Origin of the sequence: Pseudactinotalea sp., assembly GCF_048594945.1 — a bacterium.
Lineage (GTDB): Bacteria > Actinomycetota > Actinomycetes > Actinomycetales > Beutenbergiaceae > Pseudactinotalea.
In genome coordinates this window covers 1-21,502 of sequence record NZ_JBMDXJ010000546.1, presented here as the reverse complement: position 1 = coordinate 21,502, position 21,502 = coordinate 1, and the positions used below count along the sequence as shown (strand labels likewise).

The 21,502-nt window shown below is 70.4% G+C and carries 17 protein-coding genes; 4 read left to right on the top strand and 13 right to left on the bottom strand.

Annotation, left to right across the window (positions count from 1 at the left end):
• Window positions 1–2,512 (bottom strand): DUF5107 domain-containing protein (locus tag ACOJSN_RS24840; protein ID WP_420115162.1); only part of this gene is annotated, 2,512 nt, incomplete at its 3' end.
• A 120-nt stretch (window positions 2,513–2,632) separates the two neighbouring features.
• Here ACOJSN_RS24840 and ACOJSN_RS24835 point away from each other — a divergent pair.
• Window positions 2,633–3,502, top strand: coding sequence for a helix-turn-helix domain-containing protein (locus tag ACOJSN_RS24835; protein ID WP_420115161.1), 870 nt, complete (start codon window positions 2,633–2,635; stop codon window positions 3,500–3,502).
• Here the strand turns inward: ACOJSN_RS24835 and ACOJSN_RS24830 are convergent.
• Together ACOJSN_RS24830 and ACOJSN_RS24825 are read right to left on the bottom strand one after the other, a co-directional pair.
• Window positions 3,499–3,720: a hypothetical protein gene (locus tag ACOJSN_RS24830; protein ID WP_420115160.1), complete on the bottom strand. Its 222-nt coding sequence runs from the start codon at window positions 3,718–3,720 to the stop codon at window positions 3,499–3,501. The genes ACOJSN_RS24835 and ACOJSN_RS24830 overlap by 4 nt on opposite strands.
• 129 nt (window positions 3,721–3,849) lie before the next feature.
• Entirely contained in the window at window positions 3,850–4,716 is an 867-nt protein-coding gene (locus tag ACOJSN_RS24825; RefSeq protein WP_420115159.1) for an NAD(P)H-binding protein, read from the bottom strand.
• A 107-nt stretch (window positions 4,717–4,823) separates the two neighbouring features.
• Here ACOJSN_RS24825 and ACOJSN_RS24820 point away from each other — a divergent pair, with 107 nt between their 5' ends.
• Window positions 4,824–5,771 (top strand): AraC family transcriptional regulator, encoded by a 948-nt coding sequence (locus ACOJSN_RS24820; RefSeq protein ID WP_420115158.1) that lies wholly within the window; start codon window positions 4,824–4,826, stop codon window positions 5,769–5,771.
• Window positions 5,772–5,786: 15 nt separating this feature from the next.
• Here ACOJSN_RS24820 and ACOJSN_RS24815 read toward each other — a convergent pair whose 3' ends face one another.
• The 6 genes from ACOJSN_RS24815 to ACOJSN_RS24790 form a co-directional block, all read right to left on the bottom strand.
• Entirely contained in the window at window positions 5,787–6,800 is a 1,014-nt protein-coding gene (locus ACOJSN_RS24815; protein ID WP_420115157.1) for a CNNM domain-containing protein, read from the bottom strand.
• Complete coding sequence (locus tag ACOJSN_RS24810) at window positions 6,797–8,230, bottom strand: hemolysin family protein (protein WP_420115156.1); 1,434 nt, start codon at window positions 8,228–8,230, stop codon at window positions 6,797–6,799. The genes ACOJSN_RS24815 and ACOJSN_RS24810 overlap by 4 nt, the downstream gene beginning before the upstream one ends.
• 139 nt (window positions 8,231–8,369) lie before the next feature.
• On the bottom strand, window positions 8,370–9,521 hold the full coding sequence (locus ACOJSN_RS24805) for a fatty acid desaturase family protein (protein WP_420115155.1): 1,152 nt from the start codon (window positions 9,519–9,521) through the stop codon (window positions 8,370–8,372).
• An 84-nt stretch (window positions 9,522–9,605) separates the two neighbouring features.
• On the bottom strand, window positions 9,606–10,277 hold the full coding sequence (locus ACOJSN_RS24800) for a response regulator (RefSeq protein WP_420115154.1): 672 nt from the start codon (window positions 10,275–10,277) through the stop codon (window positions 9,606–9,608).
• 26 nt (window positions 10,278–10,303) lie between these two features.
• A complete protein-coding gene (locus ACOJSN_RS24795; RefSeq protein ID WP_420115153.1) occupies window positions 10,304–11,557 on the bottom strand; it encodes a sensor histidine kinase in 1,254 nt (417 codons plus the stop codon).
• Window positions 11,558–11,751: 194 nt separating this feature from the next.
• Window positions 11,752–14,616: a sugar-binding domain-containing protein gene (locus ACOJSN_RS24790; RefSeq protein WP_420115152.1), complete on the bottom strand. Its 2,865-nt coding sequence runs from the start codon at window positions 14,614–14,616 to the stop codon at window positions 11,752–11,754.
• A 115-nt stretch (window positions 14,617–14,731) separates the two neighbouring features.
• Here ACOJSN_RS24790 and ACOJSN_RS24785 point away from each other — a divergent pair, with 115 nt between their 5' ends.
• Both ACOJSN_RS24785 and ACOJSN_RS24780 read left to right on the top strand, forming a co-directional pair.
• Entirely contained in the window at window positions 14,732–15,586 is an 855-nt protein-coding gene (locus tag ACOJSN_RS24785; protein ID WP_420115151.1) for a MurR/RpiR family transcriptional regulator, read from the top strand.
• Window positions 15,583–16,704 carry a serine hydrolase domain-containing protein gene (locus ACOJSN_RS24780; protein WP_420115150.1) on the top strand — a complete coding sequence of 374 codons (1,122 nt, stop codon included), beginning with the start codon at window positions 15,583–15,585 and terminating at the stop codon, window positions 16,702–16,704. The genes ACOJSN_RS24785 and ACOJSN_RS24780 overlap by 4 nt, the downstream gene beginning before the upstream one ends.
• Before the next feature lie 100 nt (window positions 16,705–16,804).
• Here the strand turns inward: ACOJSN_RS24780 and ACOJSN_RS24775 are convergent, their stop codons facing one another.
• From ACOJSN_RS24775 to ACOJSN_RS24760, 4 genes are read right to left on the bottom strand one after another with little or no spacing between them, the layout of a single operon-like run.
• Window positions 16,805–17,719, bottom strand: coding sequence for an N-acetylmuramic acid 6-phosphate etherase (locus ACOJSN_RS24775; RefSeq protein ID WP_420115149.1), 915 nt, complete (start codon window positions 17,717–17,719; stop codon window positions 16,805–16,807).
• A gap of 41 nt (window positions 17,720–17,760) precedes the next feature.
• Entirely contained in the window at window positions 17,761–18,597 is an 837-nt protein-coding gene (locus ACOJSN_RS24770) for an ABC transporter ATP-binding protein (protein ID WP_420115148.1), read from the bottom strand.
• Window positions 18,594–20,444, bottom strand: coding sequence for a dipeptide/oligopeptide/nickel ABC transporter permease/ATP-binding protein (locus tag ACOJSN_RS24765; protein WP_420115147.1), 1,851 nt, complete (start codon window positions 20,442–20,444; stop codon window positions 18,594–18,596). The genes ACOJSN_RS24770 and ACOJSN_RS24765 overlap by 4 nt, the downstream gene beginning before the upstream one ends.
• Before the next feature lie 4 nt (window positions 20,445–20,448).
• Entirely contained in the window at window positions 20,449–21,426 is a 978-nt protein-coding gene (locus tag ACOJSN_RS24760) for an ABC transporter permease (RefSeq protein WP_420115146.1), read from the bottom strand.
• Window positions 21,427–21,502 lie beyond the last annotated feature (76 nt).

Below are 21,502 nucleotides of genomic sequence, written 5' to 3'. Positions count from 1 at the left end.
ACAACCCGAGATTGCGATGCACGACGGCGTCGCTCGCCTCGAGCTCGACACTCGCCTCCCACAGCTGGGCCGCCTCGTCATGGCGCCCGACGGCGTAGCACCAGTGCCCGAGCAGCGCGCGGGCCCGGGGGTCGGTCGGGTCGGCATCGGCGGCGCGGGCGAGCACCGCGGCGTCGGCGAGCCGGGACGGGTAGCAGTCGGTCGCGTCGAGCCTGGCGGCACGGCCGCGCTCCTCGACGGCCTCCGCGGAGCGGCCCGCACAGGCGAGCACGTCGGCGCGGTGGTAGCCGATCAGCGGCGCAGCAGCGGTCTGTCCGAGCGGACGGGCCTGCGCACGCTCGTCGGCAAGGTCGAGGCAATGCAGTGCCGCTGCGGTCTCACCGACCTGCGCGAACTCGATCGCGACGTCCAGGCAGATCTGCGCGTCGCCGCTCGGCACCTCTCCCGCGAGCACGGCCAGCGCGCCGTCGAGCGGGTCGAGCGCCCGAGCAGTGGCGAGCACCTCCGTAGCCGCCTCCGCATGCCCGGAGACACGCTGCTCGGCGAGCGCACGGTGGCAGATCACGCTCAGGGCGAGCGCCTGCAAGTGCTCGGGCTCGGTGCGGAGCACGTCGTCGAGGCGGTGCAACGCCTCGTCGTACCGGCCGTGGCGGGCATCGATGCGAGCCATCCGGTAGCCCGACGGCGCCCGCCACAGTCGCATCCAGGAAGCGCGGCCGAAGGTCTCGTACGCGCCGTCGTCGTCATCGAGGGCCTCGCGGACCAGCCCGTGCAGGTACAGCACCGCGGTGTCGCGGGGGTTGGCGTGGCGGCGGGTCAGCCGAGCGGTGGCGCGCGCGAGCAGCTCGTCGGCCCGTTGGGGGTCGCCGGCGCCGTACGCGCGACGCGCCAACCCCAGCAGGCTGTCCACGTGCTCCGGATCGCGTCGCAGCGCCTCGCGCCAGTACGGCTCGGGCGACCGGGTCGCGTGCCGATACAGCTCCAGGTGGGTGCCGACCATCGCCAGCTCCTCGACCGCGTCGATCTCGTGCGGCAGCGGCGGCTCGGTGGCCGGCTCGGGCTCCGGGCCGGCGTCGACGTGGCCTGGCTCGGACCAGCTCACCAGCGTGCGACCACCGGTGCCCGCAGGGCGCACCGTCACGGTCAGCGGACCCGCGCCCTCCGTGAGCCGGTGGCTCGCCCGGTAGGGAGAGGCAGGATCGAGGTGAGCCACCTCGGAAACGATCGCGGCGCCGTCGGCCCTCACCTCGATGCGCACCTCGAGCGGCCGGGTGACGACGATGCCCAGATGAGCCACGCCGTCGGACCGGCGGAGCGAGAGCGCCGCGTGCTCAGTGGCGCGATCGACCGGCCCGATGTCGCGGATCGGGTACCACCGCTGCGTGAAGACTTTGGTCTCGCCCGGCGCGAGGTAGGCGAAGTCCGGCTGGTTGTCGGTGAAGACGCCGGCCATGAGCTCGATGTAGTGGGCGCCGTCGTCGGAGAGGTTGGCGTCCCAGGCGTGCCCGAACGGCGAGTTGCCCCAGGTCCACTGCTTCTTGCCGACCGCGATCTGGTGGTCGGCCACGTGCACGAACCCCACACCGGTGCCGTGGTCGTAGCCGCCGAAGAAGTCCTCGCGGCTACCGAGCGCCATGTATGAGGTGGGGACCGGGATGTTCGAGTACCAGTCGAGCCGATCGCCGGTCACCTCGGTGCCGTCGGAGGCGTGGCGGACCCGGTCGGCGCGCGCCGGGTAGTCGATGCCGGAGTACGGCCGGTCGGCGGCCGGGAACGCGGTGATGGCGCGGCGCGCGTGGTCGGCCACGTGCGTGACGTCGTGCGGGAAGAACGACTGGTAGTCCTCGTCAACCCGGGCTGCCACGTTCGCCCACCACAGGAAGCTCTGCGTGATCTCGGTCCGGTTGTAGAGCCGCACCGCGAGCTCGATCGCGCTCGAGTCCGGGCGGAGCCGGAACCCGTGCATGCCCTTCATGCGGGCGAACGGGTCGTGGTCGGAGCACCAGACGATCACGGAGCCGTCGGGCTCGGTCTCGATGCTGTGGTCGGTGGGCAGATAGGTGGCCGGGCGGTGGTGCTGCGGCCAGTTGAGCTCGATGCCGCCGGCGACCCAGGGCCCGCCCAGGCCCACGAGCGCAGGCTTGATCACCGGGTTGTTGTAGAAGAGGTCCACGCCGGAGGTCAGGTCCCGCGCGATGTGCAGGCGACCGCCCAGCTCGGGGAGCACCACGAGGCGGAGCCAGGCGTTCTCGAGGTGGATCGCACGCCAGGTGTGCGGTGTGGGCTCGGTGGCGATCTGATGGTGGAACGGGAGCGGGTAGATACGCCCGGACGAGCCCTGGTACACGCGTCGGTCGAGGTATGAGGGGTACTGCTCGGGCGGCAGCGGTTCGTAGGTGGGCAGCGTGAGCGGCTCTTCCCAGATGGCGACCGGGAGGTTGGCCAGGTGGGCGGGCCTGGGCGGGAGCGGCAGCTGCTCCACCGGCTCCTGCATGGTCTCCACATCGAGCATGCGACCCACCGTAGGTTCGGCCGTGCGGGCCGAGAATGCAGAGAACGACGGCGATGCCTGGATGATCCCATGATTCTCGCCTCATACGTGGGGCAGCTTCGGCTCGATAGGCTCGCGACCATGCGGATCCGTGAGGGGTTTCCTGGGCAGCGGTTGCGGGTGCTTCCTCCGGACGTGGTGCGCTCCGCCCTGGCCACCAGCCTGACCCAGCGGCTGCTGGTCACGGACGCCGGGTACTACCCGCAGGCCCTGCATCACGGGGCCACACGGCAGCGAGGCGCGCACGGGACGATCGTCATCGCCGTGTCCTCGGGGCGTGGCGCGTGCCGCACTGGGGAGAAGGTGGTGCCGGTCGGTCCTGGTCAGGCGCTGGTGATCCCTGCTCGCGCACCGCATCGCTACTGGAGCGACGATCACGACCCATGGACGATCTCATGGATGCACCTGCGTGGCGACGATGTGGCGGAGCTCGAGCGCGCGATCGTTCCCGATGGCCTGGCTGCCGCGGTGGACCTGCACGAGCCGCTGCACGTGGTCGGCGAGCTCGAGCGCGCGCTTGCTGCGCTCGAGTCCGACGAGACATCACCCAACCTGCTGCGCGCTGCGGGCGCCGCGTGGTCGGTGCTGGCGCAACTGGTGGCCGATGCGGCGGCCGGCAGTCAGGACCGCACCGAACCGGTGCGTGCGGCCCAGAGTTATCTGCGGGAGCACCTGGACGCCCCGGTGCGGGTGGGCGAACTGGCCGCCCAGGTGGGGCTGAGCACCTCGCACTTCGCCGCACTGTTCCGGAAGGCCACCGGCGGCGGCGTGATCGAGTACGTCAAGCGGCTACGGATCGCGCGAGCGTCTGAGCTGCTGGTCACCACCGCGATGCCGGTGGCCGAGGTCGCCCGCGCCGTGGGGTACGACGACCCCTTCTACTTCTCCCGACAGTTCCGCGGCGTCCACGACTGCAGCCCGACCACCTTCCGGGAGCGTGCGACCACCTAGGCGGTTGCTGCGAGATCGGCGAGGATGGTCCCGGCCGCCGGCGTGAGATCGGCGCGGCTCGCCGGGTCATGCGGTCCGCTCGTGGTCAGCACAACGCGCGCGCGATGGGCGAGCGTGGGCAGCAGGAGCCGGAGCAGCAGGTAGTGCGCGAGGTGGTTGACGGCGAAGCTGGTCTCCAGGCCGTCGACCGTGCGCGAGGCGGCATCGCGGCGGCTCACGCCCGTCGAGCGGCAGGGTGTCGCCGCCTGAGGTGCGGCCGCCGAGCACCATGTGGGCACCGGCCCGGCGCAGCCGCGTCGCCGCGACCGCGCCGAACCCGCTGGTCACCAGCACGACCGGCTGCCTGGTCATGCCACGCGCGCGGCCTCGAGCACCCGCGAGATCGTGTCGGCGATCGGGGTCGTGCCGGTGCGGCGGTGCTCGCTGGTCGGCCGGAGCAGGCCGCGCTCATCGGCCTCGGTCAGCGCCGCGATCTCACCGGCGAGCGCCGGGCTCAGCCCGGCGTCAATCAGGGTGGGATCCCACGCCTCGCGCGGGATCGTCACCACCTGCAACGGTCGCCCGAGCACCTCCGCCACGGCGTCGGCGACCTCGCGGTCGGTCACCGCGGCTCCATCCAGATCGATGATCTGATGGCCCGACGGCGGAGCGAGCAGGCTCTGTGCGGCGACCTCGCCGATGTCTCGGGTCGCCACCATCGGGATGGGGCGGTCGGCAGTCTCGCCGAACACCGGGAAGATCCCCTCGCCGAGGACCGCTCCGAGCACCGACTCCACCTTCTCCTGGAAGTGGCAGGCGCGCACGGCGGTGACGGTGGCTCCGGTCCGGCGGAGTCGGTTCTCGAGGTCGTGCAGCCACCGGATCGGTCCGGTGCCCTCGGGCAGCTCGGCGCCCCACGAGGAGAGCACCACCACCTGTGGGACGCCGCTCGCCTCGACCGCGCCGGCGATCGACTCGACCAACCTCCGGTGCTCGCTGTCCGACCCGGAGGGGAGGGTGGGCAGCAGCAGGAAGGCGCCTGCGCAACCGCTCAGCGCCGCACCGAGTGCGTCGACGTCGCCGAGGTCGGCGACGGCGGTCTCGGCGCCGAGGTGGCTCCATCGTGCCGCCTTCGCCTCCTCACGCACGACCGCCCGCACGGGCACGCCCTGCTCGAGCAGTGTGCGCGCGGTCGCTCCGCCGACGTGGCCGGTCACTCCTGTGATCGCGTACAAGGTTCGCTCCTTCTGCTGGTGGGTTGAACCACTAGTGAAGCCGCCTGTGCCGAGCGGCTCCATATCTGAATCTCCCTCTTTCATGTCCACACGTCTACAGTTGGTCCATGGACCCGCTCACCGACCTCCTCGACGGCGTCCGGGCGCGCACGGCAGCCTTCTGTCAGACGATCCTGGAACCCCCGTGGGGTCTGCGGATCGAGGATGGCGCCGCGCTCGCCTTCGCCACCGTGATGCGCGGGCACGCGTGGATCGTGCCCGACCACGGCGAACCGGTACCGATGCAGTTGGGTGATGTCGCCGTCGTCAAAGGTCCTGGCCCCTACACGGTGGCCGACCATCCCGACACGACCCCGGACATCGTGGTCAATCCCGGCAACCGACTGACCACACCCGACGGCACCGACGTGACCGAGCAGATGCGGCTGGGACCGCGGCTGAGCGGGCGCAGCGAGCACGGCACGGCGGTCGTGGCGAGTGGGACATACCAGGTCAGCAGCGACGTGACCGGCAAGCTGCTGGAGGCGCTCCCCGACATCGTGGTGGTACCGGCCGCCGACGTGCAGGACCCGGTGATGCGGATGCTGGCCGAGGAGGTCGGGCGCGACGGCCCGGGTCAGCAGGTGGTGCTCGACCGGATGCTCGACATCGCGCTGGTCGCGACCCTGCGCGCGTGGTTCGCCCGCGCCGAGGCAGCCGCACCCGGGTGGTACGACGCCCACACCGACCCGGTCGCCGGGCCGGCGCTGCGTGCCCTGCACGAGGACCCGGCGCGCGGCTGGACCGTCGAGGACCTCGCCGCCCACGTGGGATGCTCGCGCGCCGCGCTGGCCCGCCGCTTCACCGCCTCGGTGGGCGAGCCGCCGATGGCGTACCTGGCCGGCTGGCGGATCTCGCTGGCGGCGGACATGCTGCGATCGTCGGACCGCACGATCTCCTCGATCGCCCACGACGTCGGCTACTCCAACGCCTTCGCCCTCAGCGTGGCCTTCAAGCGCGTGCGTGGCCACTCACCGAAGCAGTACCGCGACGGCGCATTGGCCGTGGTCCGCTGACGCTGCGGCCCGGGATCACACGGCAGCAGACTCCTCCGGCAGGATCCGGCGCAGGATGTCGCTGATCGAGATGACGCCCAGCCGGCGGTCGCCGCTGGTGACCACGGCGAGCTGCTCGCGGTGAGCTCGCATCGTCGTGAGCGCCTCGTGCACGGGAAGGTGGGCGTCGATCATGAACGCCGCGCGGGCGAGCGGAGCGATGGCGGCGGCCTGCTCGAGCACCATCGTGTCGCGCACGTGCACGAGGCTGAGCGCCTCGCTGTCGTCACCCACGAAGATGCGCAGATGTCCGGTCTGCCCGGCGATCTGCTGAACGTCGCGCACGGTAGCTCCGGCCGCGACACAGGTGATCGGCTTGTCCGGACGCACCAGTTCGCCCACCTGCATCGTCTGCAGCTCCAGGGCCGCCTCGATCTGCGAGTGGAAACTCGTCTCCAACACCCCCAGTTGCGCTGAGTGCTCCACGAGCTGCCGGATCGAGGTCGCGTCGTGCCCCCCGACGGCGGCACGATCGACCGGTTCGAACCCGCTGCGCTTGACCAGCAGGCTGGCGAGATCGTTCATCCACACCAGCAGCGGCCGGAACGCCGCGATGAAGGCCCGCGCGGGCAGTCCGATCGTGGTGGCAGCCAGCTCCGGGTGCGCGATCGCCCAGGACTTCGGCGCCATCTCACCGATGACCAGGTGCAGGAACGTGACGAACAGCAGCGCGATCCCGAACGCCAGCACGTCGGCGGTCCAGGCGGGCATCCCCCAGCCCCCGAAGAGGTCGGAGAGGGCGTAGTCGACCGCCGGCTTGGTGACGGCACCGAGCGCGAACGTGCAGACGGTGATGCCCAGCTGGGCACCGGCCAGCATGATCGTCAGCTCGTTGACACCACGCAACGCGGCACGAGCGGACCTGCTGGTCTGTGCCTTCTCCTCAAGCCGGTGGGGCCGCGCGCCGAGGAGCGCGAACTCGATGATGACGAAGAACGCACTCAGGATGATCAGGGCCACCGTGATCACGGTGACGAGGATCGGGCTCATCGGTCGTCCTCCGGGCTGCCGACCACAGGGGCGGGCTGGTCGTCTGAGACGCTCTCATCGCCGTCGGCGGGCACCGGATGTCCCACCTCGTCGCGCAACGTCACCCTCACCTTGGCCGGGACATGGCGCTCGACGGCGAGAATCTCCAGGTCGGCGAATCGGGCGATCTCCTCGTCGCTGACGAGGTCCGCAGCCTCCAGCGGCAACGTCACGGTGACCTTCTCACCCTCTTCTGGCAGCTCACCGCGGTGCGCGATGACCAGGCCGGCCACGGTCTCGTAGTCGCCGCGAGGCAGCTCGTGACCGATAGCACGCTGCGCCTCGTCCACGTGCACATCGCCATCCATGGTCCAGCTGCCATCGGCACCCTGGTCGAGGGCCTCACCACCCTCGGCACCGTCGTGCTCGTCGTTGATCTGGCCGATGATCTCCTCGGCGAGGTCCTCGACGGTGAGCACACCAGTGAAGCCGCCGTACTCGTCGATGACGCAGGCGAGCTCGTTCTTGGTCTGGGTGAGCTGCGCCAGCGCATCCGGCAGCGACATCAAGGTGGGCAGCACCAACGGCTCACGCATCAGCTGGGTCACGGGTGCGTCGTCGGGCAGGTCGGTGCCGAGGACATCGGCGAGCTGGACGACGCCCAGCGCCTCCTCGTGCTCGTCCACGACCGGATACCGGGTGTGGGCGCGTGCCATCAGCTCACGCACCTGCGCCACCGTGGTGTCAGGCGAGACCACGTCCACGCGTGAACGCGGGATCATCGCGTGCTCGACGTCCTGTTGCGGGAAGTCGAGGATGCGATCGAGTACCACCGACAACTCGGACGGCAGGTTTCCGGCGTCGCGGGAGTCCGCGACGATGCGTTCGAGGTCCCTCGCTGTCGCGCTGGAGTCGAGGTCGTGGACCGGCTCGACCCGTACCAGCCGCAGTACGAGGTTGGCCGAGTGGTCGAAGACCGTAATCAGCCACCCGAACAGGATCAGGTAGACGCGGGTCGGGCGGGCCAGCCAGCGCGCCATCTTCTCCGGGATGGCGATCGCGAGGTTCTTCGGGTACAGCTCGGCGAAGACCATCTGCACGATGGTGGAGAGGCCGAGCGCGAGCACGGTGCCCACGGATACGCCGACGGCGGCCGGAATGCCGACACCACCGAGCAGCTCGCCGAGGGAGTCACCCACCAGCGGCTCGGCCACGAAGCCGAGCAGCAGCCCGGTCACCGTGATGCCGAGCTGCGCTCCTGAGAGCATGAAGGAGTTGCGCTGGGTGATCTTCAGGGCGCGTTCTGCGCCCTTGTCACCGGCAGCGGCTGCGGCGCGGAGTCGACTGCGGTCGACCGACATGTATGCGAACTCTTGCGCCACGAAGAAGAAGTTCGCGGCGATGATGAGCGCGATCACCACGACGCCGAGCGCGAGCGTCAGCCACACCATCACTGCACCCCCGCTCGAGTGCGGAGGAATCGGGGCGGGTCGGGTCTATGGTGCGGGTCGTCGTTCGACCCAGCTCCTTCGATCGATGCGGGCATCGGAGTGTCTGCGCCTCCAGGCTCAGGTGTCGGAGGCACAGAGTCTATGCGGTCGCTGTGGCCAGCGTTCCCCCGCTGCGCAGCGAGCTGGCCAGCGGGCACGCCCACACGTCGATGTTGCCGCGGCCGACACGGTTGATGTAGCGCGCGACCTCCACGTAGGAGCGGCCCAGCGAGGTCTGGTGGTAGTTGATCCCGAGGCGGTCGCAGTGCTCCCGGACCATCGGCGCCACCTTGCGCAGGTTCGGGCGCGACATCGAGGGGAACAGGTGGTGCTCGATCTGATAGTTCAGGCCGCCCAGCAGCCAGTCGACGAAACGGCCACCGCTGATGTTGCGGCTCATCAGCACCTGGCGGCGCAGGAAGTCGATACGGACCTCCTTGGGCACCATCGGCATGCCGATGTGGTTGGGCGCGAACGACATGCCCAGGTAGAAGCCGAACACCAGCACCTCGACCGCGAGGAACGATGCGGCGATCGCGGGTGACATCACCAGGAATGCGAAGGCGATCAGCGTGGTGTGCCGGATCAGGATGAACGCGAGCTCGGTCCACCGGCGGTCGACCTTCTCGCGGCTCAGCAACCGCTGGATACCGGCGACGTGCAGCTGCAATCCGGCCAGCGTCGTGATCGGGAAGAACCACACGCCCTGGTGACTCGAGAGCCAACGCTGCACCGCCGTCGGCCGCGACTGCACGTCCTCGGGCGTGTAGGCCACGGTCCCGCGGCGCACATCGGGGTCGCGGCCGGCCTGGTTCGGCGCCGCGTGGTGCTTGCCGTGCTTCATCTGCCACCAGCCCAGGCCCATGCCGACGAAGAGATTGATCACCACGAGGGAGGTCCACTCGTTCAGCTTGGGCGAGGCGAAGATCTGCCGGTGCGCGGCGTCGTGGCCCAGGAAGGCGATCTGCGTCATCACGATCGCGACCACGAAAGCGAGCGCCAGCTGCCACCAGCTGTCCCCGAGCAGGATCGAACCCCATGCAAGCGCTCCGAGGAGCAGCGGGTAGATCACCATCCGGGTGATGTAGTAGCCGTGCGATCGGGCCATCAACCCCTCGGCCTTGGCACGCTTGGTCAGCTCGGTGAAGTCGCTGAGGTGGCGAGTGTTGCCGCCAGTGCGTCGCGGTGCGCGCCGTGCGGGCGGCGCCTCCGTGGGCTGCGGGGGCGCGTCCAGGACAGCGGCTTGCGTCATGCCTCCATCGTTGGCGGTGGGGCCACCGATGTCGTCACCCGCAGGGTTCGACCTCGCGTGATACTCGAGAGTGATCGAGTCGCGTCAGGAACCGACGGTGATGAGTCCCGACTCGTAGGCAGCCACCACGATCTGGGTCCGGTCGCGTAGGCCCAGCTTGGTCAGCACGCGGCTCACGTGGGTCTTCACGGTCTGCTCAGCGACGACAAGCTCGCGAGCGATCTCGGCGTTGGAGCGGCCGCGGGCCACCAGCCGGGCGACGTCGAGCTCACGGTCAGTGAGGTCGTCGAACTGCGCGGGATTCGGGTGCGCACGCTCGGGCCGCGCCACGAACTCGGCGATCAGCGACCGGGTGATCGAGGGCGCGAGCAGGGCGTCGCCGCCCGCGACCACGCGGACCGCGTGGATCAGGTCGTCCGCCGGCGCGTCCTTGAGGAGGAACCCGCTGGCCCCGGCGCGGAGTGCCTCGAACGCGTACTGGTCCAGGTCGAAGGTGGTGAGGATGATGACCCGCGGGTCGACATCGTCCAGGGCGCCGATGCGCCGCGTCGCCTCAATCCCGTCGACCTCCGGCATCCGGATGTCCATCAGCACCACGTCGGGTCTCGTTCGGGTGACGAGCTCGACGGCGTGGGCACCGTCGGGTGCATCGCCCACCACCGTGATGCCCTCCTGGGCGTTGAGCAGCGCTCCGAACCCTGCGCGCACCATGGCTTGGTCGTCGACGATGGCGACGCGAATGGTGGCGTCGTCCACGTGAGGTCCGTTCGGGGTCGGGAGTGCTACGTCGGAGGGATCTTCTCACCCAGGGCTGGGGGTTGCCGAACCGGCAGGAGCGCGCGCACGAGAAACCCACCGCCTCGTGTCGATTGGGCCAGGACCTCGCCGTGTGCGAACGACGCGCGTTCCTGCATGCCACGCAGCCCGAATCCGCCCTCGCGTGCCGGCGGCGGAGTGATCGCTGCTCGGCCGTTCTCGACCTGGACCAGCACGTGCTCACGGGTGACCGCGACGGCGACGTCGATCTCGCTGCCCGGTGCGTGACGGAGGGCGTTGCTGAGCGCCTCCTGCACGATGCGGTAGGCACTCACCGAAGCGGCTTCGTTGACACGGGGATCGTCGAGGTCGCCGGTGACGTCCAGGCGAACAGTCTCGGCGCTGCGGCGGGTGCTCTCCACGAGCGCGGGGATCGACGCGAGCGTCGGCTGCGGCGCCAGCTCGTTGTCGGCGTCCTCCTGCCGGAGCACCGCGAGCAGGCCGCGCATCTCGGCGAGCGCGCGGCGGGCCGAGTCGGTGATGTCGTCCATCTCGGTCACGACCTCGGGCGAGACGCCCTCGATCCGGTACTGCAGCGTGGACGCCTGGATGGAGATCACGGACAGCCCGTGGGCCACCACGTCGTGCAGCTCGCGCGCGATCCGGGTGCGCTCCTCCATCAGCAGCGACCGCTCCTCCGCCGCGGCAGTGATCTCCTGCTGCTCGAGAAGCTCGGCTCGGCTGAGCAGCCACTGGTGGATGAGGATGCCGAACGTCACCACGAGCGCGAGAATCGAGATCGCGGTGATGACGTTCGTCGCGAACGGCCCCCAGTCGCCCACCTGCCACGGCAACCCCGCGAGGGTGGCCGCAGCCACGGGCAGCACCGCGGCAGCGACCGGCCGCCGCCAGCTCGCGCGCACCGCCAGGATGAACGCCAGCAGGGCCGTGATCACCAAGCTGGTCACGGGGAGCGGCCAGGGCAGCGAGCCGCGGCCGGCCACCGTGAGCAGCGTGGTGGCCGCGACGGCGATCGTCGACACCCCCACGGCGAACCACGGCCGACTCAGCGCCCAGATCAGGCTGGCGGCGTGCAGCACGGACACGACCAACGCGATCGGCAGCACCGCGCCGTACAACGCGGGCAGCGTGGCAGCGTTGACGCCGAGCGCCGCGAGCGTGAGCAGCCAGACGAGCAGCCGAAGCCGGTCCTGCGAGAGCAGCCGCTCCCCCACCCGGTGCAGCAGGTGCTCGATCCGCCCGACCACCCCGCCGTGCATGCTCGCAGATGAGACAGCGGGCACCCTCGTTCGGCGGCCGAGGCGAGTCTCCACCGGCTCAGCCTCTCACCCGCCCGGATCTCGGGGCGCGCGGAGTGCAGAACCCGCCCGAATGGACGCTTCTGCTACGCCAACCCGCCCGCAGCCGTGGAGAACCCGACGACATGCACACTTCTGCTACGCCGACCCGCTGTTCAGTGCGTCCCCAGCACGCTCCGGAGCTGGTCGGGGGTGATCTCGTGGTCGGGCGCGAACCGCGGGCCCGCGACGTAGTCGAGCACCGACCGACGCAACGCACGAGCCGCGAGGCGACCTCCGCCGTCGTCCAGGTTGAGAGAACTCACCAGCAGCCGGCCGCGACCGAGGCGGGCCTCGAACACCACACCGAGGCGGCGCGCCTCGAACCATGTGTCGATGGGTTGGGCCAGCGGCCGCAAGTCGGAAGGCAGCGCGTCCAGCACCATCGCCGCGGCGCCGTGGAGCGGCTCCCACCACTGCCAGTTCGTGGTGCCGGCGGTGGGGAACCCGTCGAAGATCGGATGTCCGGCGTCATGCAGCACGCCGAGCGTGTGCGGCGCCTGACCACCGGTCCAGGCGGTGTTCCAGAACACCGGTGTGAATCCGAGCGCGACCTCGTTCTCGATCTGGTCGGCCGAGAGCTCGAGCAGGACCACGGCGCCCGACTCGGCGAGCTCGATCGCCCGCTCGATGTCGGAGGTGACGCTCACACCGTCAGGCTCGGTCGTGGCCGGCTCCGGGAAGACCCAGAGGTCCCAGTCGTTCTCGTGGGTGGCACCGAGAGCGTCGGTGACCACGATCGCCAACGTGACCTGAACGGCGCGCTCGGTCTCGACCGCAGGAATGATCACCGGTCCCAGGGTGGTCCCGTTGCCGACGGGGATCGGCCCGTCGTGCTCGAGGCTTCCCTCGTGCAGGACCTCGCCGCCCGGCCCACGCAGGCTCCAGCGCACCTCCGGCGACAACGGTTGCGCGCCGAAGTGGGCGATCCGGGCGTCGAACCGGATCGGCTCCTGCGCGGACCACACCCGCTGCGGCAACAGCGCGAGCGGCACGGTCGGCCCGCAGAAGCGTGCGAACTCCTCCGCACCGATGTACCCCTTGGACTCCCAGAAGGGATTGAGGACGCCGACGAGCGCGGTGCCCTGGCCGGGGAAGTCGGTCAGGCCCAGCAGATGGAACCCGCCGAATCCCTCGGTGCGCAGCGCGGCCTCGATGTCCTCCTTGTAGCAGAGCGCCTGCAGCCGGCCGGAGGCGTCGAGAAAGTCCGCCGCCTGGTCCAGCATCCGGGCCTCGCGGAGGAAGTCGGCGAAGATCCCGAAGTTCGCCGGCTGCATCAGGCCCGTGTAGCGCTCCACCTCGGACAGGTCCGGGTAGGCGCACCACTGGCCGATCTCGTGGCTGACGATGGGCCGGTCCCGCGAGGTGACCCAGTCGCGGTAGTCCGTGCAGGTCTCGGGGACGCGTGCGTTGAGGCGGGACCCCAGCCCCTCGCCCCAGCGGTGCGCGCGCGGGTCGGGGATGTTGTCGAAGTCGTTCTCCTCGATCGCCGGCCAGCCGGCGCCGCTGGTGTAGAGACGCCGCGGGTCGTAGCGACGCCACGCGCTCACCCACGCGGCCAGGAACTCGGCGTCGCGGCCACCCGGCTCGTTGCCGTGGGCCATCATGAGGAACGAGGGGTGGTTGCCGTAGGTGTCGAGGATGCGGCGGGTCTCCTCCCAGAGGAACGCATCGACCGGACGCCCCTCGCCGATCGCCGCGCCCTGGTTCGCCCAGATCGGGGCCTCCACCTGCAAGTAGAGGCCTGCTTCGTCGGCGGCGACGAAGGCGGCCTCCGGCGGGCACCAGGAGTGGAAACGCAGCAGGTTGAGGCCGTGCTCCTGGCTGACCGCGACGATGCGGCGCCACGCATCCACCTCGGTGGGCGGGTGCCCGGTCAGCGGGAACACGCACGACTCCAGGGTGCCGCGGATGAAGGTCGGGCGACCGTTGACGGCGACCTGCGTGCCGATGACCGAGACATCGCGCAGGCCGAGCACCGTGGAGGCACTGTCGCTGATCGTGCGGCCGTTGACCTCGGCGGCCAGCTCGACCGTGACGTCATACAGGTCCGGGCGGAACTCGTCCCAGGTGTGGGCGTCGGGGCCGAGATCGAGCTCGACGTCGACGTGCGCTCCCCCGGCGGTCATGCCGCGCTCGCGCAGGTCGCGACCGTGGTCCTCGTCGAAGGAGGCGGTCCCGGTGGCGGCATCGGCGTCAGATCCGCGCAGCCGGGCGCGGACCTGTACCTCGCCCACGCCGGCGCCGGCGCTGCCGGAGGTGAGGTCCACACGCACCGTGGCGGTGCCCGTGCTCGCGTGCGGCTCGACGCGGACCCGGCTGATGCGGACGGCGGGCAGCGCCATGAGCGTCATCGATCCGATGACGCCGTTCCAGTTGCCCTGCGTGTGGTCGGAGATGCTGTGGGCGTTGGGGCCGACATCGACCACCGTGCGGTTGTCGACCCGCAGGGTCAGCCGATGCGTGCCGGGCTCGAGCGCACCGAGGTCGAACCGGTGCGGCGTGGTCAGGCTGCGTTCGGCCCCCACCCGCCGGTCGTCGAGCCACACGGTCGACTCCCAGTGCACCCGCTCCAGCTCGAGCACCACCGACCGGCCACTCCACTCGGCGGGCACCTCGACCTCGCGCTGGAACCAGGCAGCGCCGCGGTAGTAGACGCGCGGCTGCAGCCAGAACGGCACCGCGACATCGCCCTCCTGCCGGTACGGCGCGTACCGGTCGTCGTCGAAGTACGAGCGGTCGACCACGCCGCCGGTCCACGGGGTGTCGAGCCGGATCGGGTCACCGACGCCCTGCTCCTGCACCGATCCGGGCAGCTGCAGCCGGAGCGTGTCCGCATCGATGGTGCCGGCGAACCACTGCTCGATTTCCCCCCGGTTCTCCCGATCGAGCCGACATCGCCAGGTGCCGGACAGATCGACCTGACCACCGCCGTCGGGAATCGACTCGATCGAAGGCGACATGGACTCATCCGTGAGCATGCCACGACCCTAAGGACCGGCTCATCAGCCCGGAATGGATGATCCTCGGCGCGGCATGGACGATTCCGCGACTGACGCGCGCGTGCGCACGGATCGGACTCGGTATCGTGGAGAGGTGAGCCTCCAGTCGCAGATCCAGGCGGCCATGGAGACGTTCCCGCCGTCGATCAGGCGGGTGGCGGAAGCGGTGACCGACGACCCGGACCTCGTGATCGAAGGCACCATCTCCGACCTCGCGCGCCGGTGCGACACCTCCGAGACCACGGTGGTCCGGTTCTGCCGTGCACTCGGGCTCGCTGGGTACGTCCAGCTCCGTGTACGGCTGGCCCGGGAGCTCGGTCGCGAAGGCGCCCGCCGCACACCCGACCCCGTGGTGACCGATGTCCCGAACGGCTCCCTCAGCGAACTGGTGCACGGGATCGCGTTCACCGAACGTATGGGGATCGAGGAGACCGTTGAGAACCTGGATCTCGACGAGCTGGCGCGCGTGGTCGACGCCGTGGACGGCGCCGGCAGGATCGCTCTGTACGGGGTCGGCGCCAGCGGCGCCAGCGCCGACGACCTGCAGCGCAAACTCTTCCGCATCGGGCGCTGGGCGCAGGCCTTCGTGGACCCCCACGACGCACTCACCGCCAGCGGCCTCCTCAGCGCAGGAGATATCGCGATCGGCTTCTCCCATCGCGGTCAGTCGCACGAGGTGGTCGCCTTCTTCGAGCAGGCCAGGGCCATGGGGGCGACCACCGCGGCCATCACCAACGTCGCGCCCTCGGCGGTCGCCGACGCAGCCGACCTCGTGCTGCGGACCACCGTTCGAGAGGCGCGCTTCCGCTCGGGCGCGATGGCCTCGCGGACCGCGCAGCTGCTCATCGTCGACTGCCTGTTCGTGGCCGTCGCGGGGAGGCGGATGGACGAGACCGTGACCGCGCTCCGCGGCACCTACGACGCCGTCAAGCGGGTGCGCGACCGGTGACCACGCAGAGTGCTCTCACCGAGGCGCTGGAGTCGGCGGCAGCAGCCGCGCTCGCGGGCACGGGCTCCTCACCCGTCTCCGCCACCCCCGGCGCGGTCGCTCTGCTCGCACACGAGGGGCAGGTCATCGCGCGCGGAGCGACCGGCTCAGCCCTGGCGTTCGACGCCGACGCCGCCGTGCTGCCGCTCGCGCAGCGCGAGCCGGTCACGCCGGAGCACGTCTGGGACATCGCCTCGATCACCAAGGTGGTCACGACCCTGGCCGCCCTCGTGCAGGCCGACCGCGGCGCGATCGATCTCGACGCTCCGGTGGTTCGCTACCTGCCTGCGTTCGGTGCGGACGAGGGCGTGCGCGGCCAGGTGCTCGTGCGACATCTACTCACGCACACGGCGGGTCTGCCACCCGTGGTGGATCTCATGCTCGACGGCGGTGCCTCGGCCCCGCGCGAGGCTCACGTCGCGCGGGTGCTCGCCAGCCCAGTCGTGGGCACGCCGGGTCAGGTGCACGTGTACTCGTGCGTGGGCTACCTCGTGCTCGGGCTCGTGCTCGAGTCGGTCACCAGCAGCGCGCTGCCCGACCTCGTGGCCGAGACCGTGACCGGACCGCTCGGGATGGCTGCAACCGGGTACGTGCCCCCCGCCGGCCGACCCGTCGTCCCCACCGAGGTGCAGCACTCGCCCGAACGCGGTCTGGTGCGCGGCGAGGTCCACGACGAGACCGCGTGGCTCCTGGGGGGCGCCGGCAACGCCGGGCTGTTCTCGGACGCCGACGACCTGCTGCGGCTCGGCGAGGAGATCCGCACCGGATCGGCCGGGTTGCTCTCGCCGACCACTGCAGCGCTGATGCGCACCGGCGTACTCCCCTCCGACCAGGTCGACGCCCTCGGCTACGACCAGGCGATCGGCCTGCGCGTGGGGCAGCGCATGCTGACCGGGAGCGACGACCCGGCGGCCATCGGCCACACTGGCTTCACCGGTACCTCGCTCGTGGTCGACACCCGCCGCGACCTGGTGATCGTGCTGCTCACCAACCGCGTGCACCCCCGCCGCGAGCTGTTCGACGTCATCCCGCTCCGCATGCGGGTCGCGCAGATCGCACGCGACGCGGTCGATCGCTGAGGCCGCACCCCGCGAGGCTGGAACGCATCGCACGCTCGATGACGCGGCAATCGATTCCCGCGGCGCCCGACGCATTCGAGCGTGCGAATCGTTCCACGGCTCAGGTGCGGAGAACAGCGGCGAGCCGGCCGTCGGCGCCGGCCAGCAGCCGCTGCGCCTCCTCGACCGCAACGCCGTGGGCGACCATCACCGCGGCCACCGGGACCCCATACGCCGCCGCGGTCAGCGCGGCAGCGGCTGCGTCCCGGTCGCAGCCCGTGATCGTCATGACCAGCCGCTCGCCGCGGTCGCGGAGCTTGGCGTTGCTGATCGTGAGGTCGACCATGAGGTTGCCGTAGGTCTTGCCGTTACGGACCATGATCGCCGTCGAGAGCATGTTGAGGATCTGCTTCGCCGAGGAGCCCGCCTTCAGCCTCGTGGACCCGGCGACCACCTCCGGTCCGACCACGGCCTCGATCGGGTGATCGGCCACAACGCCCATCGGCGACGACGCGTTGTTGGTGACGGCCGCCGTCAGCGCTCCAGCCCGGCGAGCGGCGGCCAGCGCGCCCAGCGCGAACGGCGTCCGCCCGCTCGCCGCGACCGCCACGACGGTGTCCGCGGGCCCCACAGCGAGGTCCGAGACGGCCTGCTCGCCCGCCTCGGCAGAGTCCTCGACACCCTCGGCGGCCGCGAACACGGCCTCTCGACCGCCGGCGATCGCAGCCTGGAACGTGGTGGCGGGCTCATGGAACGTCGGCGGGATCTCGGCGGCGTCCAGCACCCCGATCCGCCCCGATGTGCCGGCGCCTGCATAGATGACGCGCCCGCCGTCGCGGACCTTCGCGGCGGCGGCCTCCACCAGCTCGGCGAGGGCGGGCAGCACACGCCGCACTGCCGCGGGGACCTCGGCCTCGGCGTCATTGAGGGCCTCCAGTACCCCCAGCACCGGGCGGGTGTCGAGATCGACGAGACGTTCGTCCACCGCCTCCGTGGTCAGCTCTCCGATCTCCGGCGCCTGGGCGTGCTGCGGCATGGCTCCTCCTCGTTCGATCTCGTTCGTGCGGCCAGTTGCGCTCAGCCGGCGAGCCGGCGACGCGGGTGCGGCGCGGCCGCGAGCAGCCGCCGCGTGTAGTCGTGCTGGGGGTTCTCGATGACCTCGGCGCTCGGACCCCGCTCCACGACCTGGCCCTCGTACATGACCAGGGTCTGCTCGGCATAGGCGCGGGCGGATCCCAGGTCATGGGTGATGTAGAGGACTGCGAGGTTCTCGGTGCGGCGCAGGTGGTCGAGCAGATCGAGCATCTCCTTGCGGATCGTGACGTCGAGCATCGAGACCGGCTCATCCGCAAGCAGCACCTGAGGCTGAGCGGCGAGCGCTCGTGCGAACGAGATCCGCTGGCGCTCGCCGCCGGAGAGCTCGTGCGGGAACCGGTACAGGTACCGCTCGGCGGGCTCCAGCTCGACCCGGCGCAACAGCTCCAGACTGGCCTCCTGCACCTGGTCGCGGCCGCGGGCGCGGTCGTGGATCGAGAGCGCACGCGCCAGCACGTGGTCGACGCGGTGCACCGGGTTGAGTGAGGCGAACGGATCCTGCAGCGTCATCTGGACCGAGCCGGTGTATCTGATGAAGGCGCGGCCGCGCGTGGCCGCGACCGGCTCACCGTGCAGCAACAGCTCCCCGGAGGTCGGCGGGATCAGCTGGGCGAGGATCCGCCCCATCGTGCTCTTGCCGGAGCCGCTCTGCCCGACCAGCGCCGTGACCTCCCCGGCACGCAGGCTCAGGCTGACGCCATCGACGGCGCGGATCGCCGTGCGCCGCAGTCCTTTCCGGCGGCCGCGGAACTCCTTGATCACCTCGCGCGCCTCGAGCACCACCTGGTCGGTGTCGATTCCGTTCAGATGCGTGGTCATACCGAAGCCCCCAGGTCGGCCAGCGAACCCAACAGGGTTCGTGTGTACGGGTGCTGCGGATCGGTGTAGACCTCCATCGCGGGGCCGTACTCGACGAGCCGGCCCGCCCGCATCACGGCGATCGTGTCCGAGATCTCCAGCAGCAGCGCGAGGTCGTGGGTCGTGAAGATGATCGCGAAGCCGAACTCCTCGCGCAGCGCCAAGATCTGCTCGAGCACCTCCCGCTGGACCAGGAGGTCAAGCGCCGTGGTGGGCTCGTCCATGATGATGACGTCCGGGTCGAGCACGAGCGCGATCGCGATCGCGACCCGCTGCTTCATGCCGCCCGAGAGCTCGTGCGGGTATGCCGAGATGCGATCGGCGTCGATCCCGACCTTGGTGAGCATCGAGCGGGCCAGCGCAGCCCGCTCGCGCTTCGGCATCGACGGCCGGTGCACCCGCAGCACGTCGTCGAACTGCTCCGAGATCCGGGTCACCGGGTTGAGTGCGTTCATCGCGCTCTGGAACACGATCGCGATCTCCGTCCACCGCATGGCACGGAGCTGCTCCGCCGGCAGGTGGAGGATGTCGACCGTCGCCTCGCCGCCGCGCCCGGACCGGTGGTACGTGATGGATCCGGCCGCCACCTGGGCCGGCGGTCGCAACAATCGCGTGATGGCGTTCGTCAACGTCGACTTCCCGCTGCCGGACTCACCTGCCAGCCCCAGCAGCTCGCCGCGTCGCAGGGTGATCGAGACGTCGCGGACGGCGTGCACCATGCCTTCCGTCGTCGGGTAGTCGACGACGAGATCCTCGACCTCGATGACGGGCTCGGCATCGAGCGGCGCCGGTCTGATCCGAGGCTCCGCCTGCACCTCCCCATCCTCACTGGCCTCGGTGACGGATCCATCGGACGTGGTGACCACCGCGTCGGTGACGTCGCCGACCTCCTGGGCGGACGCCGTCGCCGTGGCTGTGACCGAGGAGAGCGCGGCCGTGCGACGGCCGCCGCGCTGGGCACGCGACCGGCCCCGGCCGGTGCGCAGCCGCGGGTTGGCGTACTCGTCGATGCCGAAGTTGATGAGCGCCAGACCCGCGCCGATGATCGCGATCGCCAGCCCCGGCGGCACGAACCACCACCAGGCCCCCAGCAGGAACACCTGGGCCTTCTGCGCGAAGTACAGCATCGATCCCCAGCTCGTGCTGGTGAGCGAGCCGAGCCCGAGGAACGACAGCCCGGCCTCCGCGAGGATGCCCGCGATCACCGAGAACAGGAAGCCGGAGGCGATCAGCGGCAGTGCGTTCGGCATGATCTCGGAGAAGATGATGCGCACGCGCGACTCACCGGTAGCCCGCGCCGCCTCGACGAAGTCGCGGTTGCGCAGCGACATCGTCTGCGCACGCAGCACGCGCGCCGACCCTGCCCAGGACGTGATCGCGATGACGATCGCCACCGACACCATCCCCCGCGAGGGCAGGTAGCCGGTGAGCACGATCAGCAGCGGCATGCCCGGCATCACGAGGAACACCGCGGTGAGGATGTACATGACGTCGTCGACGATGCCGCGGAAGTACCCGCCGAGCACCCCGACGATGATCGAGACCACCTGCGAGACGATCCCGGCGAAGACACCGACCGCCAGCGAGATCCGCGCCCCGTAGACGAACTGCGCGAACACGTCCTGCCCGGTCTGGGTGGTGCCGAACCAGTGCGTGCTCGACGGCGGTGCCAGGATCTCGGGGCCGCTCGCCCGCGGGCCGTACTCGGTCAGCAGCGGCCCGAAGAGCGCGATCAGCACGAACACGAGCACGATCAGCAGGCCGGCGCGAACCTTGCCGGAGGAGGGGATCCAGGTCGGAGCTCTCATCTGCTCAGGCCTCCTGTCGGGTGCGCGGGTCGAGGAAGATGTAGACGATGTCGGCGCACAGGTTCGCCACGATGACGGTCAGCGAGATGATGAGGAACAGCCCCTGCATGAGCGGGAAGTCCTGGTTCTGGACCGCCTGGAAGAGCGTGTAGCCCACGCCGGGGTAGTTGAAGATGACCTCGGTCAGCATCGAACCGCCGACGACGGCACCGAGGGCGAGCGCGAAGCCCGTTACCGAGGGCAGGATCGCGTTCCGGGCGGCGTAGTTGAGCATCACCATCCGCCTGGGGAGTCCCTTGGCCTCCGCCATCGTCACGTACTCCTCGCCGAGGATCGTCACGGTCATGTTGCGCATGGCCAGCACCCAGCCGGCGAACGAGGCGAGCACGATCGTGAGCGCAGGCAGTGCTCCGTGGTAGATCACCGAGCCGATGAACTCGGCGTTCCAGCCACGCTCGAGACCGAGCTCGTAGGCTCCGGCCACCGGGAACCAGTCGAGGTTGACGGCGAGCACCAGCACGAGGATCAGTGCCATCCAGAAGTACGGGACCGCGTTGAGGAAGGTGAGCGTGGGCAGCAGGTGGTCGGTCCACGACCCGCGGCGCCACGCGAGCACCACCCCGAGCCCGGTGCCCACGATGAAGCTGATGATGGTGGTGATGCCGACGAGGCCGATCGTCCAGGGCAGCGACTGCGCGACGATATCGGCGACCGGGGTGGGGTGGAAACCGATCGACAGCCCCAGGTCACCGTGGAGGAGGTCGCGCAAGTAGGCGACGTACTGGATATGGATCGGGTCGTCCGTGAGGCCGTAGCTCTCGGCGATCGCTGCCATGGCGTCGGGGTCGATACGACCCTGCATGCGCTCGACCAGCAGCGTCACCGGGTCGCCCGGCATCAACCGGGGCACGAGGAAGTTCAGGGTGATCGCGCTCCAGGCGATGAGCAGGTAGAGCGCGACCTTGCGGAGCAGGTACTTCAACGCGACAGCCCTTTCGTGGGGCGGTGGGGGGGGGGCCCCCCCGCCCCCCGCCCCCCCCCCCGGCACCCGCCCGGGG